The following is a 22077-nucleotide window of genomic DNA, read 5'->3' on the forward strand; positions in this document are numbered from 1 at the left end:
GTGCTTTTTCTATTGCTGTGCTTTTAGAGCTTGTGCCTTTTTAGCAAACGCTTCAGATTTGCTAATATTATTTAAGGCCTTGTAAGCTATACTTAATTGGGAATAAAAATCAGCTTCCATATTAGGGTTGTCAATTAAAAAATCTAATCCCATTTCTAAGCTATTAATTGCTCTTTTATACTTTTCAGAATTATTGTTAGCTACAGCATTAACTAAATACAAAATAGGTTGTGCAGGATATAGCTCCAAAGCATGTTCGCTATCATTTATAACTGCCTTATAATCCTTAATATCTAATTGAAGCAACAATACATCTTTTATTAATTTAAAGTCATTAGGATCTTGCTTAAGCGCTTCCTTAAAATTTGACAAGGCTTTTACCTTATCACCAGCTTTTAAATAATACTGACCTAAATCGCTATGTGTTTGCGCATCTTTATTATCATCAACTAAAGTTGTAATGTCAATAAGATCAGATTCGTATTTTGGATTCTTAGCCACAAAAGCGACAAAGTCCTTTAAGACTTTAGCTTTAGCATCTGCATTAATATCGGTACTACTCAATGCTATTTTTACAGAGTTGATAGCATCATTTACTTTATTGTCTTGAAGATAAAATTTATACAAAGCCAAATGCACAAATTTAGAGTCTGGCTTAGCCTTTAATAAGTTTTTAGCAGCTTTATAAGCATTTTTTCTGTCACCTGTTTGGCTATACCTATAAATGAGTTTTAGATGATTGTCCTCGTTATTAGGGTTATTTGCAATACGTTGTTCTAGATTTTCTATTCTGTCATCTGCATTACCTGTAATACTATAGATATCGTTACGCATCGCATCTCTAGATTCGCTAATACCTAACTCTGCATCTAACTCATCTAATAAACCTAAAGCTTGTTTGTATTTTTCCTCTCTAACATATAATGCTGCAAGATCTTCCTTATAGTCTGGATGATACTTTACAAGTTGTTTTATGGTTTTAATAGCGTTATTAATATCATCTTGCTGATAATAGACATCGTAGAGTTCATCTAAAAACCATTCGTTATCTGGTTGCATGCTAATTGCCTTTTTTAAGGCATCTTCTGCTGCTCCAAAATTTTTAAGTTTGTTATAATTTTTACCTAATTCGAAATAGATAACTGGTTTTTTGCTGTTTAGATTCAAACATTTTTGAAGCGCATCTACAGCACGATTATAGTTTTCTATTCCTTTTTGTTTTAAAGCTTCAAAGAAATATTCTTGAAATTCGTCTTCTACATTTCCTAAATCGTCATCTGGTCTTTTATTGAAATCGACTTGGGCAATAGCAAAGCTAGGCACTATAAAAAGTACCAAAAATAGTTTTGTTATTTTATAAGTTAATTTCATGATAGATTCTTCGTTATGCTCCGAATGATAAAGTAACTTTCAAAAGTTGTTCCAAACTATAAATTCCACTTCAACATGCACTGCGTTACTTATAGATTTTTATTCTAAAACCGTATAATCACCAATACTAATCTTAGTAAACTTACCATTATACTTTACATAGTTGCCAATCATGGCCTCGTCTAAAGTAGCGTTTTTAATAGTCGTTTGGTTTTGAATTAAGCTATTTTTAACGCTTGAGTTTTCTATAACGCAATCACTTCCTATAGATACATGAGGTCCAACTGTTGTATTTCTTAATACTGTACCTTTTCCAATACAACAAGGTTCTATAACCGTTGAGTTGTCTAAAACGACAGAGTAATCAATTAATTGTTCTTCTTTATCAGCAGCTAAAAAGCCTAACATTTTTGCGTTAGTTTTTAGAGTAACGGCTTTATTTCCACAGTCCATCCACTCATCAACGGTTCCTGTCTTAAAAATTCTACCATCAGCCATCATACGTTTAATACCATCATTAATTTGGTATTCTCCGCCATTCATTACGTTTTCATCTAATACTTCTTGTAGCTTTTCTTTTAATACAGCAACATCTTTAAAGTAATAAATACCGATTACTGCTTGGTCACTTACAAAGTTTTCTGGCTTTTCAACGAGCTCAACTATATTTTCATTGGAATCTAACTTCACTACTCCATAGGCTTCTGGATTTGCTACACGTTTTGTCCAAATAACGCTATCTGCAGATGGATCTAAATCAAACTCAGCTCTAATCAAAGTATCAGCATAAGCAATTACTGCAGGTCCTGATAAAGATGGTTTAGCACTCATTATGGCATGACCTGTTCCTAAGGGCTGATCTTGCCTATAAATTGAGGCTTTAGCGCCTAAACCTTCTGCTAACTCAGTTAAACTTTCTACGACATCGTTTCCAAAAAAAGCTGGATCTCCTAAAACAAAAGCGATTTCTTCAATCGGTTGTTTTAAAACTTTAGCGATATCTTTTACTAAACGATGCACTATTGGTTGACCTGCAACCGGAATTAATGGTTTGGGTACTGTTAAACTATGTGGTCTAAGGCGAGAACCTCTTCCTGCCATTGGTACTATTATTTTCATACTTTAAAAAGTTGATTTGTGTATTTATTTGACTCCTGTACTTCCAAAACCGCCTTCACCTCTATCTGTTGAAGACAACTCTTCTGTTACTTCCCATTCTGCACGTTCGTGCTTTGCGATGACTAATTGTGCAATACGTTCACCATTATTAATAGTGAAATCTTCATTAGAAAGATTGACTAAGATAACTCCTATTTCGCCTCTGTAATCTGCATCTATCGTTCCAGGTGCATTTAGTACTGTAATTCCTTTTTTAGCCGCTAATCCACTTCTTGGTCTTACTTGCGCTTCAATACCAACAGGAAGCTCTATAAACAAGCCTGTGCCAACTATAGTACGTTCTAGAGGTTTTAATATTCTAGATTCTGTTAAGCTTGCGCGTAAATCCATGCCAGCCGAAGCAATGGTTTCATAATGCGGTAAATCGTGTCTGGATTTATTTATTATTTTAATATTCATATTCAGTTTTGTCTATTCGAGCGTTTTATAGCTTGTTTTAGTTGGTTCTTTTCCAACATAATAACTAATCCCAAAAATACAATTAACATTACAATTCCTATAACGTAATCTTCTGGATATTGGTAGAATGATAGGAATGAAAAAACTATTGATATCATAAGGTACAATCCTATTTTTTTGAGATTATAAGGAATTGGATAATATTTCCTTCCGAAATAAAAGGAGAAAAGCATCATAACAGCATAAGCGATTAGTGTTGCAATTGCTGAAGCTCCATAGCCATAGTCTTCAATAAATATAAAGTTAATGATTAAGGTTATCAACGCACCAATGACAGAAATATAGGCTCCAAACCGTGTTCTATCTGTAATTTTATACCATACAGAGAGATTGTGGTAAATGCCTAGACAAAAATTAGCAAGAAGTATTATTGGTACAATCCACATGGCTTCCCAATAGGCTTCACTTCTTATAATATATGGTTTTAAAACATGTGCAAAAACTACTACAGTTAATAGAATAATTGATCCAAAAGCCACAAAAAACTCTAAAATATTTGCATAGTTTTTTTGTGGGTTTTTAGTCTTTGCATGACTGAAAAAATACGGTTCTATGCCCAAGCGATATGCAGTTGCAAATAAGGTCATAAATAAAGCTAGTTTATAACAGGCGGAATACATACCTATTTCAGTGTCTGCTACATTTGCTGGTAATAATTCCTTTAGTAAGATTCTGTCAAACGTTTCGTTAATTGAAAACGCAATACCAGCAATTAATACTGGGACTGCATAATGCATCATTTGTTTCCATAAAGTCTTACTAAACTTATAATTAAGTTTTACATAAAACGAAAACATCAAAATTAAAGTAAAAGCACTAGCAATTAAATTTGCAATGAATATATAACTGACTTCAAAGTTAGGCTTGTATATACTATTGAAGAATCCGCCCTTTTGAGTCAAATCTTTTAAAGCCAACAAGAAAAATAGGTTTAAACCAATATTAATAATGACATTAATGATTTTTATTATAGCATAACGCATTGGTTTTTGGTTGGCACGAAGCCATGCAAACGGAATAATTACCAAAGCATCTAAAAGCAATATCCAAATAACAAGATTTATATACTTTACATCTATATTGATGTAATTAGCAATTTGATTTTGAAATATTAAGGCTATAACAAAAAAGCCTAAAGAAGATAGTATCAAAGAAATCGTTGATGTACCTACAACAGCGTTCTTATCGTCCTCTTTATTAAAAAAGCGGAAGAATGCGGTTTCCATTCCATAAGCCAATATAACATTGAATAAGACGAAATACGAAAAGATGACTGAGACTTTACCATATTCAGCAGGACTAGAAAGTACATCTGGACTTGTGTAAAGCGGTACTAATAAAAAGCTCAACATTCTAGGCAACACCGTTGCTAAACCATAAATGAATGTTTGTTTAAAAAGTGATTTGAATCCGCTCAATCTGAATAATAATTATGAATCTCAAAAGTATTAAATATATATTGGTCTTTTAGACAGATAAAACAAAAAAGCCTTGCTTAAAAGCAAGGCCTGTTAAAAGTATATTTTAAATTCTAGTTGTCATCTTCTTCTTCATCGAGAGATGCCATTCCAGATGAGGCTCCTTTGGTATAAATTGATGGTAAACCATTTTCGTAATAAGTTCCTGCTACTTCATTAAGCGTTGCAATCTTATAATATTTTGCTTGTCCATTTTCAGAATAACTTAATACACATTCATTATCAGCCAAAATAAATGGATAATCTGCTGGTTTTTCTGCTTTCGTAAACGTATAATCACGAGATGGGTTCTTTAAAACGGCAATGTATTTACCTTCATTTTTAACGAGTTTCCCCTTAAGGTTTCTAAAATAGACATCATTAAAAACAATATTTTCTTTCACATTAGAAATAGGAATAAAAACATTTATTCCGGTACCTCCAACTTTGATGCCTGCGTACCATTCCTGAAAAGAAACAGGTTTAACTTTAAATGGTGCTTGCTCTTCAAATGTTGTAGTAGCTATTTCTTTATGACTTGCACACTGAAAAGTAGTTGCAAAGATAACAGCGAAAACTATGGCGTAGGTCGCCTTTTTTAGCTTCTTCATATTAAGTAGGTTAAGATTTGGAGGAGCAATATATATATTAATATTCTTTTTATCGGCTTTAAATGTGTTTAATCGATGAAATGCAAGGTCTTCAATTGAAGATATAAAAAAACCTAACTCGGAAGAGTCAGGTTTTATAATATTTAAGATACTGAAAACATGTTCAGTATGGTAAATTCTAGTTGTTCAATGCCTCAGCACCACCAACAATCTCAAGGATCTCATTAGTAATAGCTGCTTGTCTTGCTTTGTTATAAGTTAACTTTAATTGATCTCTCAATTCAGTTGCATTATCAGTTGCTTTATGCATTGCTGTCATACGAGCACCATGTTCTGAAGCAAAAGAATCTCTAATCCCTTTAAACAATTGTGTTTTTAATGACTTTGGAATTAATGCTTCAACAATTTCTTGTTTAGATGGTTCAAATAGATAATCTGAATTTACATTAGCTTCACCTTCCATTGGCACAATCGGTAAAAACTGTTCCGTCATTACTATTTGTGTCGCTGCATTTTTAAAGTTATTGTAAACTAATTCAATTTTATCAAATTCACCTTCAGCAAATTTTTCCATCAACATTTCTGCAATGTCAGCAACATTATCAAACGTTAAATCGTCAAATACTTCACTCTTATTTGCAATAACTCTGTTTTGCTTAGCAAAAGCATCATTTGCTTTTTTACCAATAGCTAAAACAGATACGTTTTTATCACCATAAACATCATTAATCAAAGCATTTGTTTGCTTAATAATATTAGAGTTAAACGCTCCGCACAAACCTCTGTTAGATGTAATAGCAACAACTAAAACATTTTCTACTTCTCTTTGTGCTGAATATTTACTTCCAGAATCTGCATCTAAAGTTGTACTTAAAGTCTGAAGTAATTCTGTTAACTTATTAGAGTAAGGACGCATCGCAGTAATAGCATCTTGGGCTTTCTTTAATTTAGCAGCAGATACCATTTTCATAGCACTAGTAATCTGCATCGTTGATGATACCGATGATATTCTGTTACGTATTTCTTTTAAGTTTGCCATAAAACTAGTTATGAATTATGAGTTTGAAGTTATGAGTGAGAAAAACTCTGAACTCATAACTCTAAACTCTGAACTTTTTTATCCTCTATATTTTCCTGAAAGATCTTTTGCTACAGTTGTTAATGTATCAATAACCTCATCAGTTAATTTACCAGCTTTTAAAGTACTTAGCACATCACTATGCTTTGCGTTTAAGAACTCAAGGTAATCACGTTGGAATTCTTTCACTTTCTCAACAGGAACATCTCTTAACAAGTTCTTAGAACCAGCGTAGATAATAGCAACCTGATCTTCCACTTTAAAAGGATCGTTTTGTGCTTGCTTTAAGATTTCAACATTACGCTTTCCTTTGTTAATTACATTTAAAGTAACAGCATCTAAATCTGAACCAAACTTAGCAAACGCTTCTAATTCACGATACTGAGCTTGATCTAATTTTAATGTTCCAGATACTTTCTTCATTGATTTAATCTGTGCATTACCACCAACACGAGATACAGATATACCTACGTTAATTGCTGGACGTACACCAGAGTTAAATAAATCACCATCTAAGAAAATCTGACCATCTGTAATAGAAATTACGTTGGTTGGAATATAGGCAGAAACGTCACCTGCTTGTGTTTCAATAATTGGTAATGCTGTTAAAGAACCTCCGCCTTTTACCATTGGCTTTAAACTTTCTGGTAAATCGTTCATTTCTTTAGCAATAGCATCATTATTTATGATTTTTGCCGAACGCTCTAACAATCTTGAGTGTAAATAAAATACATCACCAGGATATGCTTCACGTCCTGGAGGACGTCTCAATAATAAAGATACCTCACGGTAAGCAACGGCTTGTTTTGATAAATCATCAAATACAATTAATGCTGGTCTACCAGTATCTCTAAAATACTCACCAATAGATGCTCCTGTCATTGGTGCATAAACTTGCATTGCAGCAGGATCTGATGCATTTGCAGCTACTATTGTTGTATATGCTAAAGCTCCTTTTTCTTCTAAAGTCTTAGCAATTAAAGCCACTGTTGAAGCCTTTTGACCTACAGCAACATATATACAATATACAGGCTCACCTGCATCGAAAAATTCTTTTTGATTTAAGATTGCATCAATACAAACAGCAGTCTTACCTGTTTGTCTGTCACCAATTACCAACTCACGTTGTCCTCTACCAACTGGGATCATAGCATCAATTGCTTTAATTCCTGTTTGTAACGGCTCTGTTACTGGTTCTCTGTAGATAACACCTGGTGCTTTACGCTCTAAAGGCATTTCATAAGTTTCGCCAGCGATTGGTCCTTTACCATCAATTGGATTACCTAAAGTATCTACAACACGTCCAACGATACCTTCACCTACTTTTACAGATGCGATACGAGATGTACGTTTCACAGTAGATCCTTCTTTTACTCCTACTGAAGTACCTAAAAGTACAATACCAACATTATCTTCTTCAAGGTTAAGTACGATACCTTCTGCACCACCTTCGAATTCAACTAATTCGCCATATTCTGCGTTAGCTAATCCGTAAGCACGTACGATACCATCACCTACAGTTAATACTGTTCCTACTTCGTCTAATGAAGCTCCTGCTTCAAAACCTGAAAGTTGTTGTTTTAAGATTGCTGATATTTCAGCTGGTTTTACTTCTGCCATTTTTATTAGTCTTTAGCTTTTAGCTGTTAGTCTTTAGAAAGCACTAACCTAAAAACAATAATTAATTTAATGTAAATTCTCTTTTTAATTTATCGAGCTTATTTGCGATACTAGCATTATACTGAATATCTCCAACTCGTAATATGAAACCACCTAAAATGCTTTCATCTATAATATTTTCTACTTCTGCTTCCTTACCAGTAAGTTCTTTTACTTTAGCTAATACTTTAGTTTTTAAATCATCGGATAAAGGCACTGCTGTAGTTACTGTTGCAACCTGAGAACCTCTCATCTGATCGTATAACTGTGTATAACTAGCAGCTACATCATTTAAAAGTGCTAGTCTCTTATTAGAAATTAAAGTATCTATTAGATTAGTTGTAGCAACATTAGCATCTTTAAATATTGATGTTAGTACAGCTTTCTTATCTGAAGATCTCACTACAGGACTTTGAAGCATCTGATTTAAATCTTCACTCTGAGCGATTGCGTTAGTAATAGATTTCATATCACCATTAACCGCGTCAGCAGACTTTTGATCTGTTGCAAGGCTTAAAACTGCTTTAGCATATCGTATTGCTGCTCTTGATCCTGACATTTATCTTAGTTTAAAGTTGCTTCACCTAACATATCTTCAACCAACTTAAGTTGTTTGTCTTTGTTAGATAATTCCTCACGTACTACTTTCTCAGCAATGCTTAATGACAAACCTGCAACATGACTTTTTAATTCTGCCATAGCTGCTTTCTTTTCACTCTCAATTGCTGTTTGCGCCTGCTCAATCATTTTGCTTGCTTGTGCTTGCGCTTCTTCTTTAGCATCTGAAACGATTTTATTCTTCATATCACGAGCATCTTTTAACATCGCTTCGCGCTCTGCACGTGCTTCTTGTAAAATACGTTCGTTATCTGCGTGAAGGTTTTGCATTTCTAATTTTGCTTTTTCAGCAGAAGCTAACGCGTCTTTAATACCTCCTTCTCTTTCTTCAACAGCTCCAAGAATAGGTTTCCAAGCGAATTTTCTTAAAAGAAAAAGTAATATTAAAAATGTAATTAACGTCCAAAAGACAAGTCCTAATTCCGGTGTAATTAAATCCATTCTATTTTGTTTTAAATAACTTAAATTTTATTCTCCTCTGCTAAAACACAATGAAGAATGATATAAAATACAGAAGCAACCAACCGTTACTTCTGTATCTTAAATGTCTTACCCTTGTAAGAAAGCAACAACAACACCAAATAGTGCTACTGCTTCTACGAAGGCTGCTAAGATTAATGCAGAAGATTGAATCTTTCCGTGCATTTCTGGTTGACGAGCCATAGCTTCCATAGCTGATCCACCAATCTTACCAATACCAACACCAGCTCCAATAGCTGCTAAACCAGCTCCAATAGCTGCAATTCCAGTAATAGTCATAATATAAAATTTAAATTAATTAATGATGTTCTTCCTCTGTTGCCATCCCAAAATAAAGGGCTGACAATATTGTAAATATATATGCCTGTATAGCCGTTACAATAACTTCGATAACTGTAATAAACAATGAGAATGCTACAGATACTGGTGCAATTGCGTAAGACTTAAATACAAATATTAATGACATTAATGCTAAAATGATAACGTGACCTGCTGTAATGTTAGCAAACAAACGAATCATTAATGAGATAGGCTTAACAAACATTCCAATAATCTCAATTGGCATTAAAAATATTTTCATTGGCACTGGTACTCCTGGCATCCAAAAGATGTGTTTCCAGTAGTTTTTGTTACCACTAAATGTTGTGATGATAAATGTAATAGTAGCTAGTGTAAATGTAAACGCAATATTTCCACTTAAGTTAGCTCCATTAAAGAATGGTATTAGTCCAAAGATATTGTTAATCCATATAAAGAAAAATATAGTCAATAAATATGGCATATATCTTTTGTACTTGTGCTCACCAATCATTGGTTTCCCTATTTCATCGCGAACAAATACAATTAAGGGTTCTACAAAACTAGCAATCCCAGATGGAACATAGTTTTCTGATTTTTTATAACGACGTGCCGCCATAAAGAATATGTACAATAATAATGCAACAGAAACCCACATCATAAAGACATTTCTAGTAATAGACATATCAAATTTTGGTCTGTGTGCGTTTGTTGGGTGGTGTTCTGCATCGTATACTACAGTAGTTGCTCCTTCGTCTAGAACGTAAACTTTTTCGTGAACGTTAACAAAACGTTGACCATTTTTCTCTACAATAACTTCACCATTATAATCGTGGTGAAACTCTGAAGATGAAAATGTCGTAAATCCTTTATCTGTATAAGTTATAACAGGAAGCGGAATTGTAACACCATGACCGTTCCAGTCAAATAAGTGCATTCCGTAGGCATCCTTAACGTGATGAAGAATCATCTCTTTAGGATCGAATTTTTCGTCGTCTCCTCCTTCTTTTGTTTCAGAGGCAAAACCAATATTAAATACGGTTAAAAATAGCGCAGATAATATGATGTTTTTAAAGGTGCTTATTCTCATTCTAATGGGCTTAAAAATACCTTGCTTTAAATTCGGTGCAAATGTACATACATTATATGAATTCACAAACAATAATTTTGCGATAATTTTAGATGTCTTTTTATCGATTAAAACTGCTGATTAATAGACCTTTTAAAATAATTCTTATGGCTTCTGAAGAAATTTAGTTAAGGCAAAAACTTCAAAAAATAAATACACAAAATAAGGAATGAAAAAATTGAAAACATCAGGTTGTTTGTTTTCAAAGTCAGAAAGTATTAATGGTAACAAAAAGAGAATAGCTAAAGCCATTTTAAAAAAAGTCATCACCATAAATAAATTAAAGATATCTTTTTTACCTTTAGAGAATCTATAGTTAATTATAGTATATAATGCTAAAGTGATGATTAAATGAAATGTATATATCTGCCAAAGAGGAAAAAAGAAAATAATCTCTTTTGCAAAATGATATAACAAGTAACTATGGATTGCGAATAATAATACGCTAACACCTATTAATTGTAGTAGAAAAGTTAATTGTCTCTTTTTAAAATCTTCCATAATGACTTACCGATTATCTTTTGAGCCTGCAATAATACGTCTAATTACATAAATTATTGACATAATTACAGAACCTAAAGACAACATTAAAGTGTATAAGTTGTGTTCATTGGGATAATTTTCATCGAGCTTTACGCCAATAAAAGTGCCAACGGCAATAATTGCAAACATCTGAATTGCAATCCCAGAAAAGCGTGCGTAAGGATTAGGCTTGTCTTTCTGGTCTTTGAGAGGTTTGTTGTACTGGCTTTGCTGGTTGTGTTTTGATTGGCTCATTAGATAATGCTTTAACTGTACCTTTCATGCTACAAGTGGCATTAAAAGTAGCTCCTGGCTCTACAGCTAACTTACTTGTATGTACTTCTCCTTCGATATGTGCAGTAGCTTTAAGAGATAAAGTACCTGATAGAATAAGTTTCCCTGAAAACTTTCCTTCAAAATCCGCGTTTTCGCCCTGTAAGGTTCCTTTAATAAATCCTGATTTACCTACCACAATTTTCCCTGTGGTTTTTACATTTCCTTCAACGGTTCCATCTATTCTAAAAGGGCCTTGACTTGCTATATCACCAACTATTTTAGTGCCTTGTGCTATAATATTCTGCTGAGTACTTGTTTCCATGGTTGTTTCTTGTTTTGGTTTTTTACTGTCTGAGGAAAACATAATAATTAATTTTAAATTACTGTAACTTTAAATACGCATTTAGGTTTTTATGGCGTTGAATAATAGCATAATTCGGAGAGGAAATCGCAAAATACTCTTTTGTGATTTTTGGTTTTATAGGTCTTCCTCTTTCATCTTTATCATCTGTTAGGAGCAATTGTGCAAAACCACCAGCTCCCTGAATACTTTTTAGACCATGCACTACAACAAAGATAGTGTTCTCATCATAAACATCTTTTGATGTTGTTAAATCAAAATACTTAATCTTTTCCTCAATTTCTTCATCTAAGGTTTTTATAAAAGCATCTATGTCTTCTCCAAAATTTTTATCGAACTCATAAATTACATTAAAGTTTTGAGCCACATCATCTGCAATAAATTCTTTTTTTGCTAAAACAGGTATTGCTTCATTTAATAATTCTTGTGCTTTTCTACCTTCTTCTGTATTAGCATATGTTAATGCGATGTAGTTAATTCCCTCTTTATAAGCTTCAAAACCATAAAGTCGACCTTTGGCTGATGCTTTTAATATTTCGAACTTAGGGACGAAGTTATCTCCTTCTAATCGTTTAATTTGAGTTTCAGCTACTGAAATGACCTCAGCATATTCTTGATTTTCAAATTGCTTATATAGCTTAGTATATATGGCTTCCGGACTTTTTTCGTCCTTAGATAATTCGGATTGTGGGTTTAATAAAATTTCAGCATAACGCGAATCTGGATAATTTGCTACAATATCGCTTTTCATCGCTTCAGCCTTTCTGTTGAGTCCTAACTCTACATATATTCTATACAGATTATATTTTGAAGGTAGAATCAATCGGTCTTCTGGCTTATTCTTTAATAAATTTTCAAGCTTGGATTTTGCTAATTCAAATTCTTTAAACTTTTCCTTATATATAATACCTAACTGATAGTAAGCAAAATTTCTTTCTTTAAAAATACTGTCTATTTCACTTTGTTTAGTTGGAAGCGATGCTAAATAAGTTTCAGGATTAAAACGTTCGTCCACACTTAAATCTGATGCTACCTCTTTCTTGTTATCTAAATTCTTAATACTTGCACGCTGATCAGAAAGTCTCCAATTATCTTGAAGTTTTCGTTCTCCCCAAATTTTTAAAAACTCATTTTTCCCATAAGCAACAGTCGTTGGGTTATAGAAATAGAAACTACTATTACTTGCTTTGTTTCCAAAACTTCCTGGCAATCCTTTTGGATTTCTTACTGACTTTGATTTAGAATCAACCGCATTATTCATACTATTTCGTTGGTTAGCAACGGCATTTGTTCTGTTTTTAGCGGCTTCCTCTTTACGTTTTTCTTCTTCGAGTGTTTTTATTTTTAATCGCTCAGCGTATTCTGCATAAATAGCCAATTGTTCTTCTTTTGGTAGTTTAATAATATTTAAAATACTATCGTTAGTTTGTGCAATACCTTCGTAATAGATAACGTCATCAAGATTTTCGCGCTTCTTTTTAATAACTCTGTAAGGCTTTGTGTTTTGAACCATTGCAGTCATAGTACTATCATAATAAGCACCTGCTGTTTTATAAGCGTTTCGGTCAAAATACATATTTCCTAAGGTCTCATAGTTGAGCGATCTTAAGTACTTATCTGATGTCGTTTTTCTAAGCGACTTATTGTAATAGGTTTCCGAAAGACTATCCGAAGTATTATTGCGGTGAAATTCAGCAATACGATAATAGATTTTATCTAAAAAAGGTCTGTTTTCTCTATTCTCTTCTAAATCCGTAAGGTATTCCTGAAATTCTACTAAATCACCATTAGCTTCATCAAAATTATTTGATTTTTCTATGTGAGCATTGATGTAAAATGATCTTGGAATTTGACGATGCATATCTATAATAGCATCAAATTCCATGTTTGCACTATCTTTTTCTTGAAACTCATTATAAATCTGACCTCTTATAAAATGGTAGCGTGCCTTTTCATTTTTATTTTTGGTGTATTCTACAGCGATTTCTAATTCCGCTAAAGCACTATCTTTATGTTTTAAGTTAACATAGGCTTGCGCTAAAGCCGCAGTTGCATCTGCTAAATCTTGGTCATCGAGTTCCTCTTCCTCAAGCAAACGTCTTAGTTTTTTAATAGCAACCTCGTTATTATCTAAACGCATGTTTGCCTTTTCGCGCCAGATTTTTACTTGATTAATTTTATCGCTTGTTGGGTATTTATTTAAAATATTATTGAGTGCGGCTAAAGCTGGTACAAAACGCTGATCGAAATAACGTGCTTTGCCTAAAAGTAGATAAGCCTCATCAATCTGGTAATTTTTTTCTTTACCATCTATATTCATTCCATGCTTCTGAATAGCTTTAATCGCTTTTTCTTGAGCTCTGTCAAAATCTGCATTTTTAGATTGTCCTGGAAGAAAGATATCTTCTTTTACTTTCATTCTCTCAACAGGCAACAGCTCCCAGAAATTTTCAGTAAACTCGTCATTAACAGCTAATTTACCACGTTCTAGTGCTAATTCGCCATTATAAAGAATGTTGTATTTAGTGCCTAAGGCATGGAAATTTCTATTGATAAATGTATCTTTTTTTCGTGAGCAACTTTGAGCAATAAATGCTACACAAAAAAGGGATAATATGATTTTGTAATAGGTCTTCAACGTTGGTTCTATTTGAATTAATACCAATAAAACGTTAAGATTAAATTGGTATAACACATAACTAAAATGTTAGGTTTTTAGTGTGTTACGTGGTAAAAATAAACATCTTTTTCAATTTTCGAGGTTTTTTCTAGGTTTTTCGAGGTTTGACAACGTTTTACTTCATGAAAAAACTCGTAATTAAATTAATGATTACGAGCTTAAATAGGATTGATTGGATTTTATTCCTCTTCTTGAGAATCCATAGCTCCACTTGCAAAATGTGCTTCGAGTTCCTTTAAAGTCGTAGGGTTTGTTTCTAAATCTTTAACCACGTTTCCTTTTTCTAAAACAACGATTCGTTCGCAGACATCTGTAACGTGCATTAAATCGTGGCTAGAAACCAACACAGTTACTCCTTGTTTTTCTGCTAAGTTCTTTAAAATTTGTTTTAAACGGATTTGAGTTGTCGGATCTAGATTAGCAAATGGCTCATCTAAAATAATGACTTCGGGATTACCAATAAGTGCGGCAACTATGCCTGCTTTCTTTTGGTTCCCTTTACTTAAATCTCTTAGATATTTTTTCTTTCCAATGATTTCTCCATTAAAAAAATCTTCAAATTTAGAGGTCAATGTATCTATATCAGCTTTATTCTGTCCTCGTAAATCTCCAATAAAATAGAAATACTCTTCTGGAGTTAAATAACCGATTAAAAAACTTTCATCAATAAATGATGATGTAAACGGTTTCCAATCTTCACTCTGATCTACAACAACACTATTGTTTGTAATATTTCCTGTTGAAGGTTTAATCAAATCGAGTAAAAGACTAAAATAAGTTGTCTTACCAGCTCCGTTATTTCCAACCAAACCAAAACTCTGGCCTTTAGGAATGCTTAACTCTTCTACATTAAGAACTGTTGCTCCGTTATACGATTTCGAAAGGTCTTTTGTGTGTATCATGTGTTGTGTGTGTTATTAGTTATCTTGACTAAAGGCGTTAATCATTTTATATTTTGAATCGAGGTACTTTTTTGTAATTAGCTTCATTAATTTTTTATGAAGCACAATTCCTGTAACACCAAGAACTATTAGTAATGCTACTGCTGCCTCAAAACCCACTAGCCAATTAGTAAGTCCAAATAATCCCATTGGTAAAACCATCAGTGGAATACCAATTAACCATTGTACAGCACCAGTTCCTTGGTAGTTAAAAGCTGCTTTTTTGTCTAAATCTATCTTTTTTCTATTGAACGAACCACCATATAAAATAACATGAGAATTAACACCAATGTTATAAATAGCTGCAGCAAAATGTGCAATTAAAATTTTCCAACCAAAATACACATAAGGAATACCTAGAATAAATAATATAGCTACACTCATTATCATTAATATGAATTTAGAACGTAAATACTGTTCGTACTTAATATTTTGGCTCATTAGCATTTTATAATAGCCACTGTCCCAAGCTGGAATAAATTGGCCAAAATTAATAAGGAAAAATCCTGTTGAAAACACACCAATAAACGCGAACATAAATTCCATGTCTCTGTACATTGGTTGTGGGTAAAAGAATAAACCATAAAGCAATCCAATTACCAATAGCATTGCCATAGATTTTGTGCGCTTATTTCTCCAAATCAGTTTTAAGTCTAATTGCATAAATGGAGCAATATCTCCAAAACGCTTGGTCCAAGATAAATCCGCAACTTTTACTTCGGTCACTTTAGACTTTAAAGAACTATCTAAAAATAATTTACCCTTTAGTATTTTATAATTATAACCATAGCAGAGTAATAAAACAGTTATTGGGATTAAAATTAAAATAGGATTATTGGCTATACCTATAAGACTATTTCCAATAAGTGATTTCATGGGTAATAACTCAAAATTATCTAAGCCAAATAATACACCTACCACAATTATAATAGGAAGAAAGGACAACTCTTTTTCCGCAGAAAATGCTTCAATAATAAAATTTAGAAAATTTATGATTAGCACAATGATTATCATTGTAAACATCCATGTTAAAACCATAGATGTTGCGTAGCCATCTCTAATCAGCATAATACTAAATGGGATAATAGCGAATAGTGGCAAAAAGTTAAAAAAGGATACGGCAGATTTACCTAAAACATAATTAACAACTGTTGAGCGTTTTATTGGTAAGGTTAGTAATGGTTTCACACTCATTACTGGTAATTTCTGCAAAAAGAAGCGCATCATTAAATCTCCAATAATCCAGAAAAATAAAAACCCGTTAGCGACTACAAATGCATCTTGCTCAGGAAACGTTTTCTTTAAAATGAAAAGAAGCCCAAACCCTAAGCCTAAAAACATGGCAACAAAATACAGTGCAAAGAATACCATTAAAATATTTATGGCTATACTCTTTTGCCAATAAGATGAACGGAAATATTGCTTCCATTCTAAATTAATAAAACGTTTTATCATAATGTTTTGGTTAGTTGGTACGTTGAGTTAGTGTATTTTTAGTACGATTTGTTACACGTATTATACAAATTTATACTCTGGATGCTGATTTGCCATTTGTTTTCTGAGTTTTGGGGTTACAATATAAATTGAAATGTAAAGCACAAGCCCAAACAAAACTATAAACGAAGACAATATAATAAGTGTTGTTGTATTTAAAGTTCTTCTTTCTAAATCTAAAATTATAGAAACATAAATTCCTATGTTAAAAATTTGAGATAAACCGCCTAGTTGAATCACTGTTGACTCGAACAACCATTTCTTACCAGTTTCTTTTTTTGAAAATTTTATGAGTTTTCCTTGTTTGTAGAAAAACTTTATTGGAAAAAACAATAATATGAAACACGTAATTAATAACAGCCAAAACCTATCTTCTATAAAAACCAAAAGGTTATAATATCCCCAAATTAGAAAGAAGGTTAAAATCACTTTGGGCAGCCTAAAAAAATCCTTAAAATACTTCCATACTAATAATCTGTAGTGCTTATTCAAAGCCTTGGTTTTCTCTTCAATCACATCATTAAAACCCATAATACCAAATTTTTTGAATTCAGTATTTAAAGCAGACTCAAAGGTTAAGTTTGGGTTTCCTTCTAGCTGAAATTCTATACCATTTGCTAAATGATCAACAAGTTCAGTTTGCACATCATACCAATCGACGTAATGTTTTTGGGTGAAGGTGTAAAGTTGTTGTATTTGAGGTGTAGTCAACTTCATGACGTTAATAATTTATAATCTTTTTTATTCTCATTTAAAGATGTTCTGTAGCAATTTAAACTATGTCTTAGAAACGGGAATAAAACGACATAAAAGATAATGGCTATAAAATAAGGTTTTGGAGTAACGTCTTCGTAGTAATTACCAAATCCGGCTATAAAAAAATAATTTAACGACATAAATAAAGAGCCTGTTGCTGTTGCCATTTGCATATTTAATGATTTTCTATTTGCTTTTTCAAAAGCACCAAATCCTATTTTGGATAATTCTGGAATAACACAAGCAATTATAACAATTACAAAAGCAGTTTTTGGATTAAATTGATAAATACTATAAATTGTAATATCTAGCAAAATGAATTCTACTATAAATCTAGATGAAGTTAAAAACGATAAGAATGTCTTTCTGTAATTTTTTCTATGCTTACGACCAATCTCCTTTTGTTTCTTTCTAATAAATTTCTTAAACCCAATATTACTTTGATATAAACCTTTCCCAAAAAAATCTTTATTAGGAACTCCAAATTCTATAAACTGATTTCCAAAACCTCTATGGGTTTCTAACAAAGCTTCATTAAAAGAAACACCCTCATTTTCTATTTTATCTTCAACAGAAGATACAATATGGTCTAAGAGTTCTAAACGTACATCCCAAAATTTCACTTCACTTTTTATGAGGTAGTTGTCTATGAACTTTATTTCTTCTTTAGATAACTTCATAATTACACCAAATTTGTAAAACGTATTTGATACGTTTTTGCTAAGCTGATCGTAATTTTAAAAAGCAATATCAATAACGTAAGACATAAACTAATTATAGCAATCATAATTAGAATACTGTTTCCATCAATAAGTGGTTTTAAAATATTATTTAAAGATGTTAACACATGAAAAATAATTATAAAAGGAAAAGCTACTCTTTCTATAACAGAATACCTATTCAATTTATAGGATTTTAAAGCAATGAAATAAGCCAATCCAAAAAATATTGATGTAATTATTGGAACTGCAAAAAGAATGGTTTCAAAAAGCTCATAATTATAATAGTTAAATGCCATATAAAAACTGTAAAATATGACTACGAAAACCACTAATCCATGTATCGACAATAAATCTTTAAACAATAGTTTAGCAATCTTTCTATCGGCAGATTTTAAAAATTGTTTGTTATCGCTGAGTAATCTTGCTTTATTTTTAACCATATAATCCTTAAAAATATAGTAGAAATCGCGATCGTCACCATTTTTGATTCTATCTTCAATCTCAGAAGAGATATGGTCAAGCATTTCCATTCTAATGTCTTTATAAATAATATCAGAATTATCTAAATAGTTATCAATAAACATTATATTTTCGAAGGTTAACTTCATAAAACTATGCTAATTTAGGGTTCATCAATGTTTGCATCGTTTTAATATATTCCGCTAACTCTTCGAGTTTATTTACGGTTTCTTTTGTACCACTTTCAGTAAGTTTATAATATTTTCTTAAACGGTTATCTACTTTAGCTACTTCTACATCTAACAAACCTTCGGCTTCTAATTTATGTAATGCAGGATATAGAGCTCCTTCTGTAATGTTAAGTTCTCCTTGCGTTAGAGCCTTAACCTTTTGGGTAATTTCGTAACCATACATTTTATCATGCTCATTTAGCAGCTTTAAGATGATGGTATTTAGGCTTCCTTTATATAATTTAGAATTACTCATACAACAAATATACATAATTTTCTTATGTATAAGATTCTTAGGTATTATTTTAATCTTAATTTCTAGCTATAAAAAGACCGCTTTCTTATTTTTGCACAAAATTATTTTTAATGGCTCAATTTCATTCACTCAATATAAAATCTATAGAAAAGGTTACCGAAAAATCAGTAGCCATAACTTTTGATATTCCTGAGAACTTAAAAGACAACTTCGTATTTAAAGCTGGTCAATATATTACCATAAAAACCACAATTAATAGAGAAGAGATTCGTAGAGATTACTCTATTTGTTCTTCAAAAAATAGTAGAGATTTAACCGTTGCAGTAAAAGCTATTGAAGGTGGGAAATTCTCTATTTATGCCAATGAAAAATTAAGAACTGGAGATACTATTGAGGTCGCAGAACCAAATGGTCGTTTTGTGTTTGAGGCTAACGGTGCCAAAACAAGAACGATTGCTGCTTTTGCTGCTGGTAGTGGAATTACGCCTATTCTCAGTATTGCAAAAACACTTTTAGAAGATGAACCATTTAGCAATTTTATCTTAGTTTATGGTAATAAAACATTGAACGAAGCCATGTTTGCAGAAGATTTGATGCGCTTAAAATACACCTATGGTAATCGTTTCCATGTTCATTTTATTTGTAGTCAGGCTCAAGAAGAAGATGCACTTTTCGGACGTATTGAAAAAAGTACCGTAAATCTTATTGTAAAAAACAAATACAAAGGAGTCACTATCGAAAACTTCTACCTTTGCGGACCGGAACAAATGATACACACCGTAAAAGATGTGTTAGTTGAAAATGGAGTAAAAGAAAAGAAGATTTTATTTGAATTGTTTACCGCTCCTGTTGAAACAGAATCAGGCTCTAACATCAATTTACCATCAGGAAACACAAAAATCAAAGTTCTTGTTGACGAAGAAGAATTTGAATTTGAAATGTCTCAAGAAAAATCCATTCTCGATGCGGCTTTAAAACAAGATATTGATGCTCCTTATTCTTGTCAAGGCGGAATTTGTAGTAGTTGCATTGCGCGATTAACTGAAGGCGAAGTTAAAATGCGACAGAATAACATTCTTACAGATGATGAAGTTGCGGAAGGTTTAATTTTAACTTGCCAAGCACATCCTACTTCTGCTTCTGTGGCTGTGGATTATGATGATGTTTAATAAATGTTTTTAGTTGCACTGGTTCTCGATACAAAATTCTGAAAAAAAAATTCACTCCTTCTAGTGATTTTTGAGATACGAAAAAAATAGTGTTAAGAAGTCTTTTTAATTTTTAGAAATAACAGACGCAACTTTAGCAACAACTCCTTCAGTTGAAACACTACCAGCTGCATTTTCATATTCTTCAGGGAACTTATTACCATAAACCGAAGTTGGTATTAGTGGAAATTTCTCTCTATTTGCTACGAGTGTATAATCACTTTGTTGATTGTAAGGTGCGAAACCAGCAAAAGGATGTGTGACTCCCCAAATTGTAATGACTTTTTTCCCTAGCATTGCCGCTAAATGAGCATTCCCAGAATCCATAGCTAGCATGCCATCTAAATTAGAAATTAAATCGAGTTCTTCGTCTAAACTAAGTTTTCCAGCTATTGACGAAATGTTATTATGTTTCGTTTCAAACTGATTTAGAACCTCTATTTCCTCTTCTCCTCCACCAAATAAAACGATGTTGTATTTTTTTGAAAGTTGAGCAATTACATCTTCCATTTGTTTTAATGGATACATCTTACTTTTATGTGCTGCAAAAGGAGCAATACCAATAGTCTTAAATTCTTTATTGATTATAAAAGATTCTAATTTTGCTGCTAACTTCTTTTGTTTCGGAAACGTTGGGTTAGATAAATCAACCGAATAACCTATTGCTTCAAAAACATCTGCGTAGCGTTGATGTGTGGTTTTTAGCTGTTGGAAAAGCTTTCCTGATGTCAAGTCTTTTTTTTCAGCTCTGCCTTTATCTAGTTGCACTACTTTTTTTCCAGAGAAAAAGAATTTTAGAATTTTACTTCGTAATACGTTGTGTAAATCTGCAACAGCATCAAATTTTAATGTTTTAAGTTCCTTTGAGAGCGTGTAAAGTCCAAAGACACCTTTGTGCTTTCCTTTTAAATCTGCAGAATAGACTTCAACATTTTTTAAATCTTGAAAGAAGGGTTTAAAAAACGCTCTTGTGAGTACTGTTATTTTTAAATCAGGATGTTGCTCAGATAAAGCTCTTAAAACAGGAACTGTCATCGCGACGTCTCCCATTGCAGAAAACCTAATGACTAATATGTGTTTTGGTTTTGGCAGAGTTGTAATTATTATTAAACTGACTCATTGAGTGCAGTTGAAATGTATTATTACTCAAAATTTAAATTTTCTCGACTACGCTCGAAATGACAGGCAAATTAAATTTAAGCTGCGGAATTTTTATTTCTGTCCTCTTAAAACAGGATTAAGCTCATCGTCATTGTACATCTTCATCTGCTTGTAAACTTTCATGTACTTGTCGCCGTTAGAGATATCTTCTAATAAATCATCTATTGCAGTGCTTAAATCCACACGTTGTTCTAATAGAACATTTAATTTTGTTTGGCAAGCCGCTTTATGTGCATCACTAGCATCTTCTCTGACTGTTTCAATATGCATGTGATAAATTTTAAGTGCTAAAATTGACATTCTATCAATTACCCAAGCCGGACTTTCAGAATTAATTTTAGCATCCGATTTTACCTCAACAGCCTTATATTTATCTAAAAAATAGCTATCTACATACTCAACCGTATCTGTTCTATCTTGGTTAGAGGCGTCAATCATTCGCTTTAACTTTAAAGCTGCTATAGGATCGATGTTTGGGTCTCTAATAATATCTTCGTAAGCCCACTGAACAGTATCAATCCAGGATTTTCTGTACAATAAATGAGCAATTAAATCTTCGTCTTTATCGTATTTATTTGTAAACGGCTGATCTACTGTATTTAAAACTTTGTAAGTCTTAATTACATCTTGAAATATAGCATTAGCTTTTTGTGAAAACATATTCAAATCGATT

Annotated in this window: 24 protein-coding genes; 1 reads left to right on the forward strand and 23 read right to left on the reverse strand. The window is 32.4% G+C overall.

The window, feature by feature from the left end:
* Positions 1-9 precede the first annotated feature (9 nt).
* The 21 genes from QZZ53_RS05630 to QZZ53_RS05730 form a co-directional block, all read right to left on the reverse strand.
* A complete protein-coding gene (locus QZZ53_RS05630; protein WP_296382407.1) occupies positions 10-1371 on the reverse strand; it encodes a tetratricopeptide repeat protein in 1362 nt (453 codons plus the stop codon).
* A 99-nt stretch (positions 1372-1470) separates the two neighbouring features.
* Complete coding sequence (locus tag QZZ53_RS05635; protein WP_296382409.1) at positions 1471-2490, reverse strand: sugar phosphate nucleotidyltransferase; 1020 nt, start codon at positions 2488-2490, stop codon at positions 1471-1473.
* A 24-nt stretch (positions 2491-2514) separates the two neighbouring features.
* On the reverse strand, positions 2515-2949 hold the full coding sequence (gene dut / locus QZZ53_RS05640; protein WP_296382411.1) for a dUTP diphosphatase: 435 nt from the start codon (positions 2947-2949) through the stop codon (positions 2515-2517).
* Between the two features lie 2 nt (positions 2950-2951).
* The gene (locus QZZ53_RS05645) at positions 2952-4427 is read right to left on the reverse strand and encodes an oligosaccharide flippase family protein (RefSeq protein WP_296382413.1); all 1476 of its coding nucleotides are present in this window, start codon (positions 4425-4427) and stop codon (positions 2952-2954) included.
* Between the two features lie 113 nt (positions 4428-4540).
* Positions 4541-5077 (reverse strand): hypothetical protein, encoded by a 537-nt coding sequence (locus tag QZZ53_RS05650; RefSeq protein WP_296382415.1) that lies wholly within the window; start codon positions 5075-5077, stop codon positions 4541-4543.
* 178 nt (positions 5078-5255) lie between these two features.
* Positions 5256-6116: an ATP synthase F1 subunit gamma gene (gene atpG, locus QZZ53_RS05655; RefSeq protein ID WP_296382417.1), complete on the reverse strand. Its 861-nt coding sequence runs from the start codon at positions 6114-6116 to the stop codon at positions 5256-5258.
* 78 nt (positions 6117-6194) lie between these two features.
* Entirely contained in the window at positions 6195-7775 is a 1581-nt protein-coding gene (gene atpA, locus QZZ53_RS05660) for a F0F1 ATP synthase subunit alpha (RefSeq protein ID WP_296382418.1), read from the reverse strand.
* Between the two features lie 61 nt (positions 7776-7836).
* Positions 7837-8373 (reverse strand): ATP synthase F1 subunit delta, encoded by a 537-nt coding sequence (gene atpH, locus QZZ53_RS05665; RefSeq protein WP_296382420.1) that lies wholly within the window; start codon positions 8371-8373, stop codon positions 7837-7839.
* 5 nt (positions 8374-8378) lie between these two features.
* Positions 8379-8873, reverse strand: coding sequence for a F0F1 ATP synthase subunit B (locus tag QZZ53_RS05670; protein ID WP_296382422.1), 495 nt, complete (start codon positions 8871-8873; stop codon positions 8379-8381).
* A 108-nt stretch (positions 8874-8981) separates the two neighbouring features.
* Positions 8982-9191: an ATP synthase F0 subunit C gene (atpE, locus tag QZZ53_RS05675; RefSeq protein ID WP_034042296.1), complete on the reverse strand. Its 210-nt coding sequence runs from the start codon at positions 9189-9191 to the stop codon at positions 8982-8984.
* Between the two features lie 19 nt (positions 9192-9210).
* Positions 9211-10299: a F0F1 ATP synthase subunit A gene (gene atpB / locus QZZ53_RS05680; RefSeq protein WP_296382424.1), complete on the reverse strand. Its 1089-nt coding sequence runs from the start codon at positions 10297-10299 to the stop codon at positions 9211-9213.
* A 144-nt stretch (positions 10300-10443) separates the two neighbouring features.
* Positions 10444-10839, reverse strand: coding sequence for a hypothetical protein (locus tag QZZ53_RS05685; RefSeq protein ID WP_296382427.1), 396 nt, complete (start codon positions 10837-10839; stop codon positions 10444-10446).
* 6 nt (positions 10840-10845) lie between these two features.
* On the reverse strand, positions 10846-11115 hold the full coding sequence (locus QZZ53_RS05690) for an AtpZ/AtpI family protein (RefSeq protein ID WP_296382429.1): 270 nt from the start codon (positions 11113-11115) through the stop codon (positions 10846-10848).
* Positions 11045-11500, reverse strand: a complete 456-nt coding sequence (locus QZZ53_RS05695; protein WP_296382431.1) for a polymer-forming cytoskeletal protein — start codon at positions 11498-11500, stop codon at positions 11045-11047. The genes QZZ53_RS05690 and QZZ53_RS05695 overlap by 71 nt, the downstream gene beginning before the upstream one ends.
* 16 nt (positions 11501-11516) lie before the next feature.
* A complete protein-coding gene (locus tag QZZ53_RS05700; RefSeq protein WP_296382432.1) occupies positions 11517-14192 on the reverse strand; it encodes a tetratricopeptide repeat protein in 2676 nt (891 codons plus the stop codon).
* Positions 14193-14356: 164 nt separating this feature from the next.
* Positions 14357-15079: an ABC transporter ATP-binding protein gene (locus QZZ53_RS05705; protein ID WP_296382434.1), complete on the reverse strand. Its 723-nt coding sequence runs from the start codon at positions 15077-15079 to the stop codon at positions 14357-14359.
* A 15-nt stretch (positions 15080-15094) separates the two neighbouring features.
* A complete protein-coding gene (locus tag QZZ53_RS05710; protein WP_296382436.1) occupies positions 15095-16573 on the reverse strand; it encodes a DUF5687 family protein in 1479 nt (492 codons plus the stop codon).
* A gap of 60 nt (positions 16574-16633) precedes the next feature.
* On the reverse strand, positions 16634-17329 hold the full coding sequence (locus QZZ53_RS05715) for a hypothetical protein (protein ID WP_296382437.1): 696 nt from the start codon (positions 17327-17329) through the stop codon (positions 16634-16636).
* Positions 17326-18048 carry a hypothetical protein gene (locus QZZ53_RS05720; protein WP_296382441.1) on the reverse strand — a complete coding sequence of 241 codons (723 nt, stop codon included), beginning with the start codon at positions 18046-18048 and terminating at the stop codon, positions 17326-17328. The genes QZZ53_RS05715 and QZZ53_RS05720 overlap by 4 nt, the downstream gene beginning before the upstream one ends.
* Positions 18049-18050: 2 nt before the next feature.
* Positions 18051-18698: a hypothetical protein gene (locus QZZ53_RS05725; RefSeq protein WP_296382442.1), complete on the reverse strand. Its 648-nt coding sequence runs from the start codon at positions 18696-18698 to the stop codon at positions 18051-18053.
* A 4-nt stretch (positions 18699-18702) separates the two neighbouring features.
* Positions 18703-19035: a PadR family transcriptional regulator gene (locus tag QZZ53_RS05730; protein ID WP_296382443.1), complete on the reverse strand. Its 333-nt coding sequence runs from the start codon at positions 19033-19035 to the stop codon at positions 18703-18705.
* 110 nt (positions 19036-19145) lie between these two features.
* On the opposite strand from QZZ53_RS05730, the gene QZZ53_RS05735 reads away from it, so the two are divergent.
* Positions 19146-20204, forward strand: coding sequence for a ferredoxin--NADP reductase (locus QZZ53_RS05735; RefSeq protein WP_296382446.1), 1059 nt, complete (start codon positions 19146-19148; stop codon positions 20202-20204).
* 105 nt (positions 20205-20309) lie between these two features.
* On the opposite strand, the gene QZZ53_RS05740 is transcribed toward QZZ53_RS05735, so the two are convergent.
* Both QZZ53_RS05740 and QZZ53_RS05745 read right to left on the reverse strand, forming a co-directional pair.
* On the reverse strand, positions 20310-21293 hold the full coding sequence (locus QZZ53_RS05740; protein WP_296382447.1) for a glycosyltransferase family 9 protein: 984 nt from the start codon (positions 21291-21293) through the stop codon (positions 20310-20312).
* A 162-nt stretch (positions 21294-21455) separates the two neighbouring features.
* Positions 21456-22064 (reverse strand): DUF4254 domain-containing protein, encoded by a 609-nt coding sequence (locus tag QZZ53_RS05745; RefSeq protein WP_296382448.1) that lies wholly within the window; start codon positions 22062-22064, stop codon positions 21456-21458.
* Between the last annotated feature and the right edge of the window lie 13 nt (positions 22065-22077).

It is taken from the genome of Winogradskyella sp., assembly GCF_016744625.1.
Lineage (GTDB): Bacteria > Bacteroidota > Bacteroidia > Flavobacteriales > Flavobacteriaceae > Winogradskyella.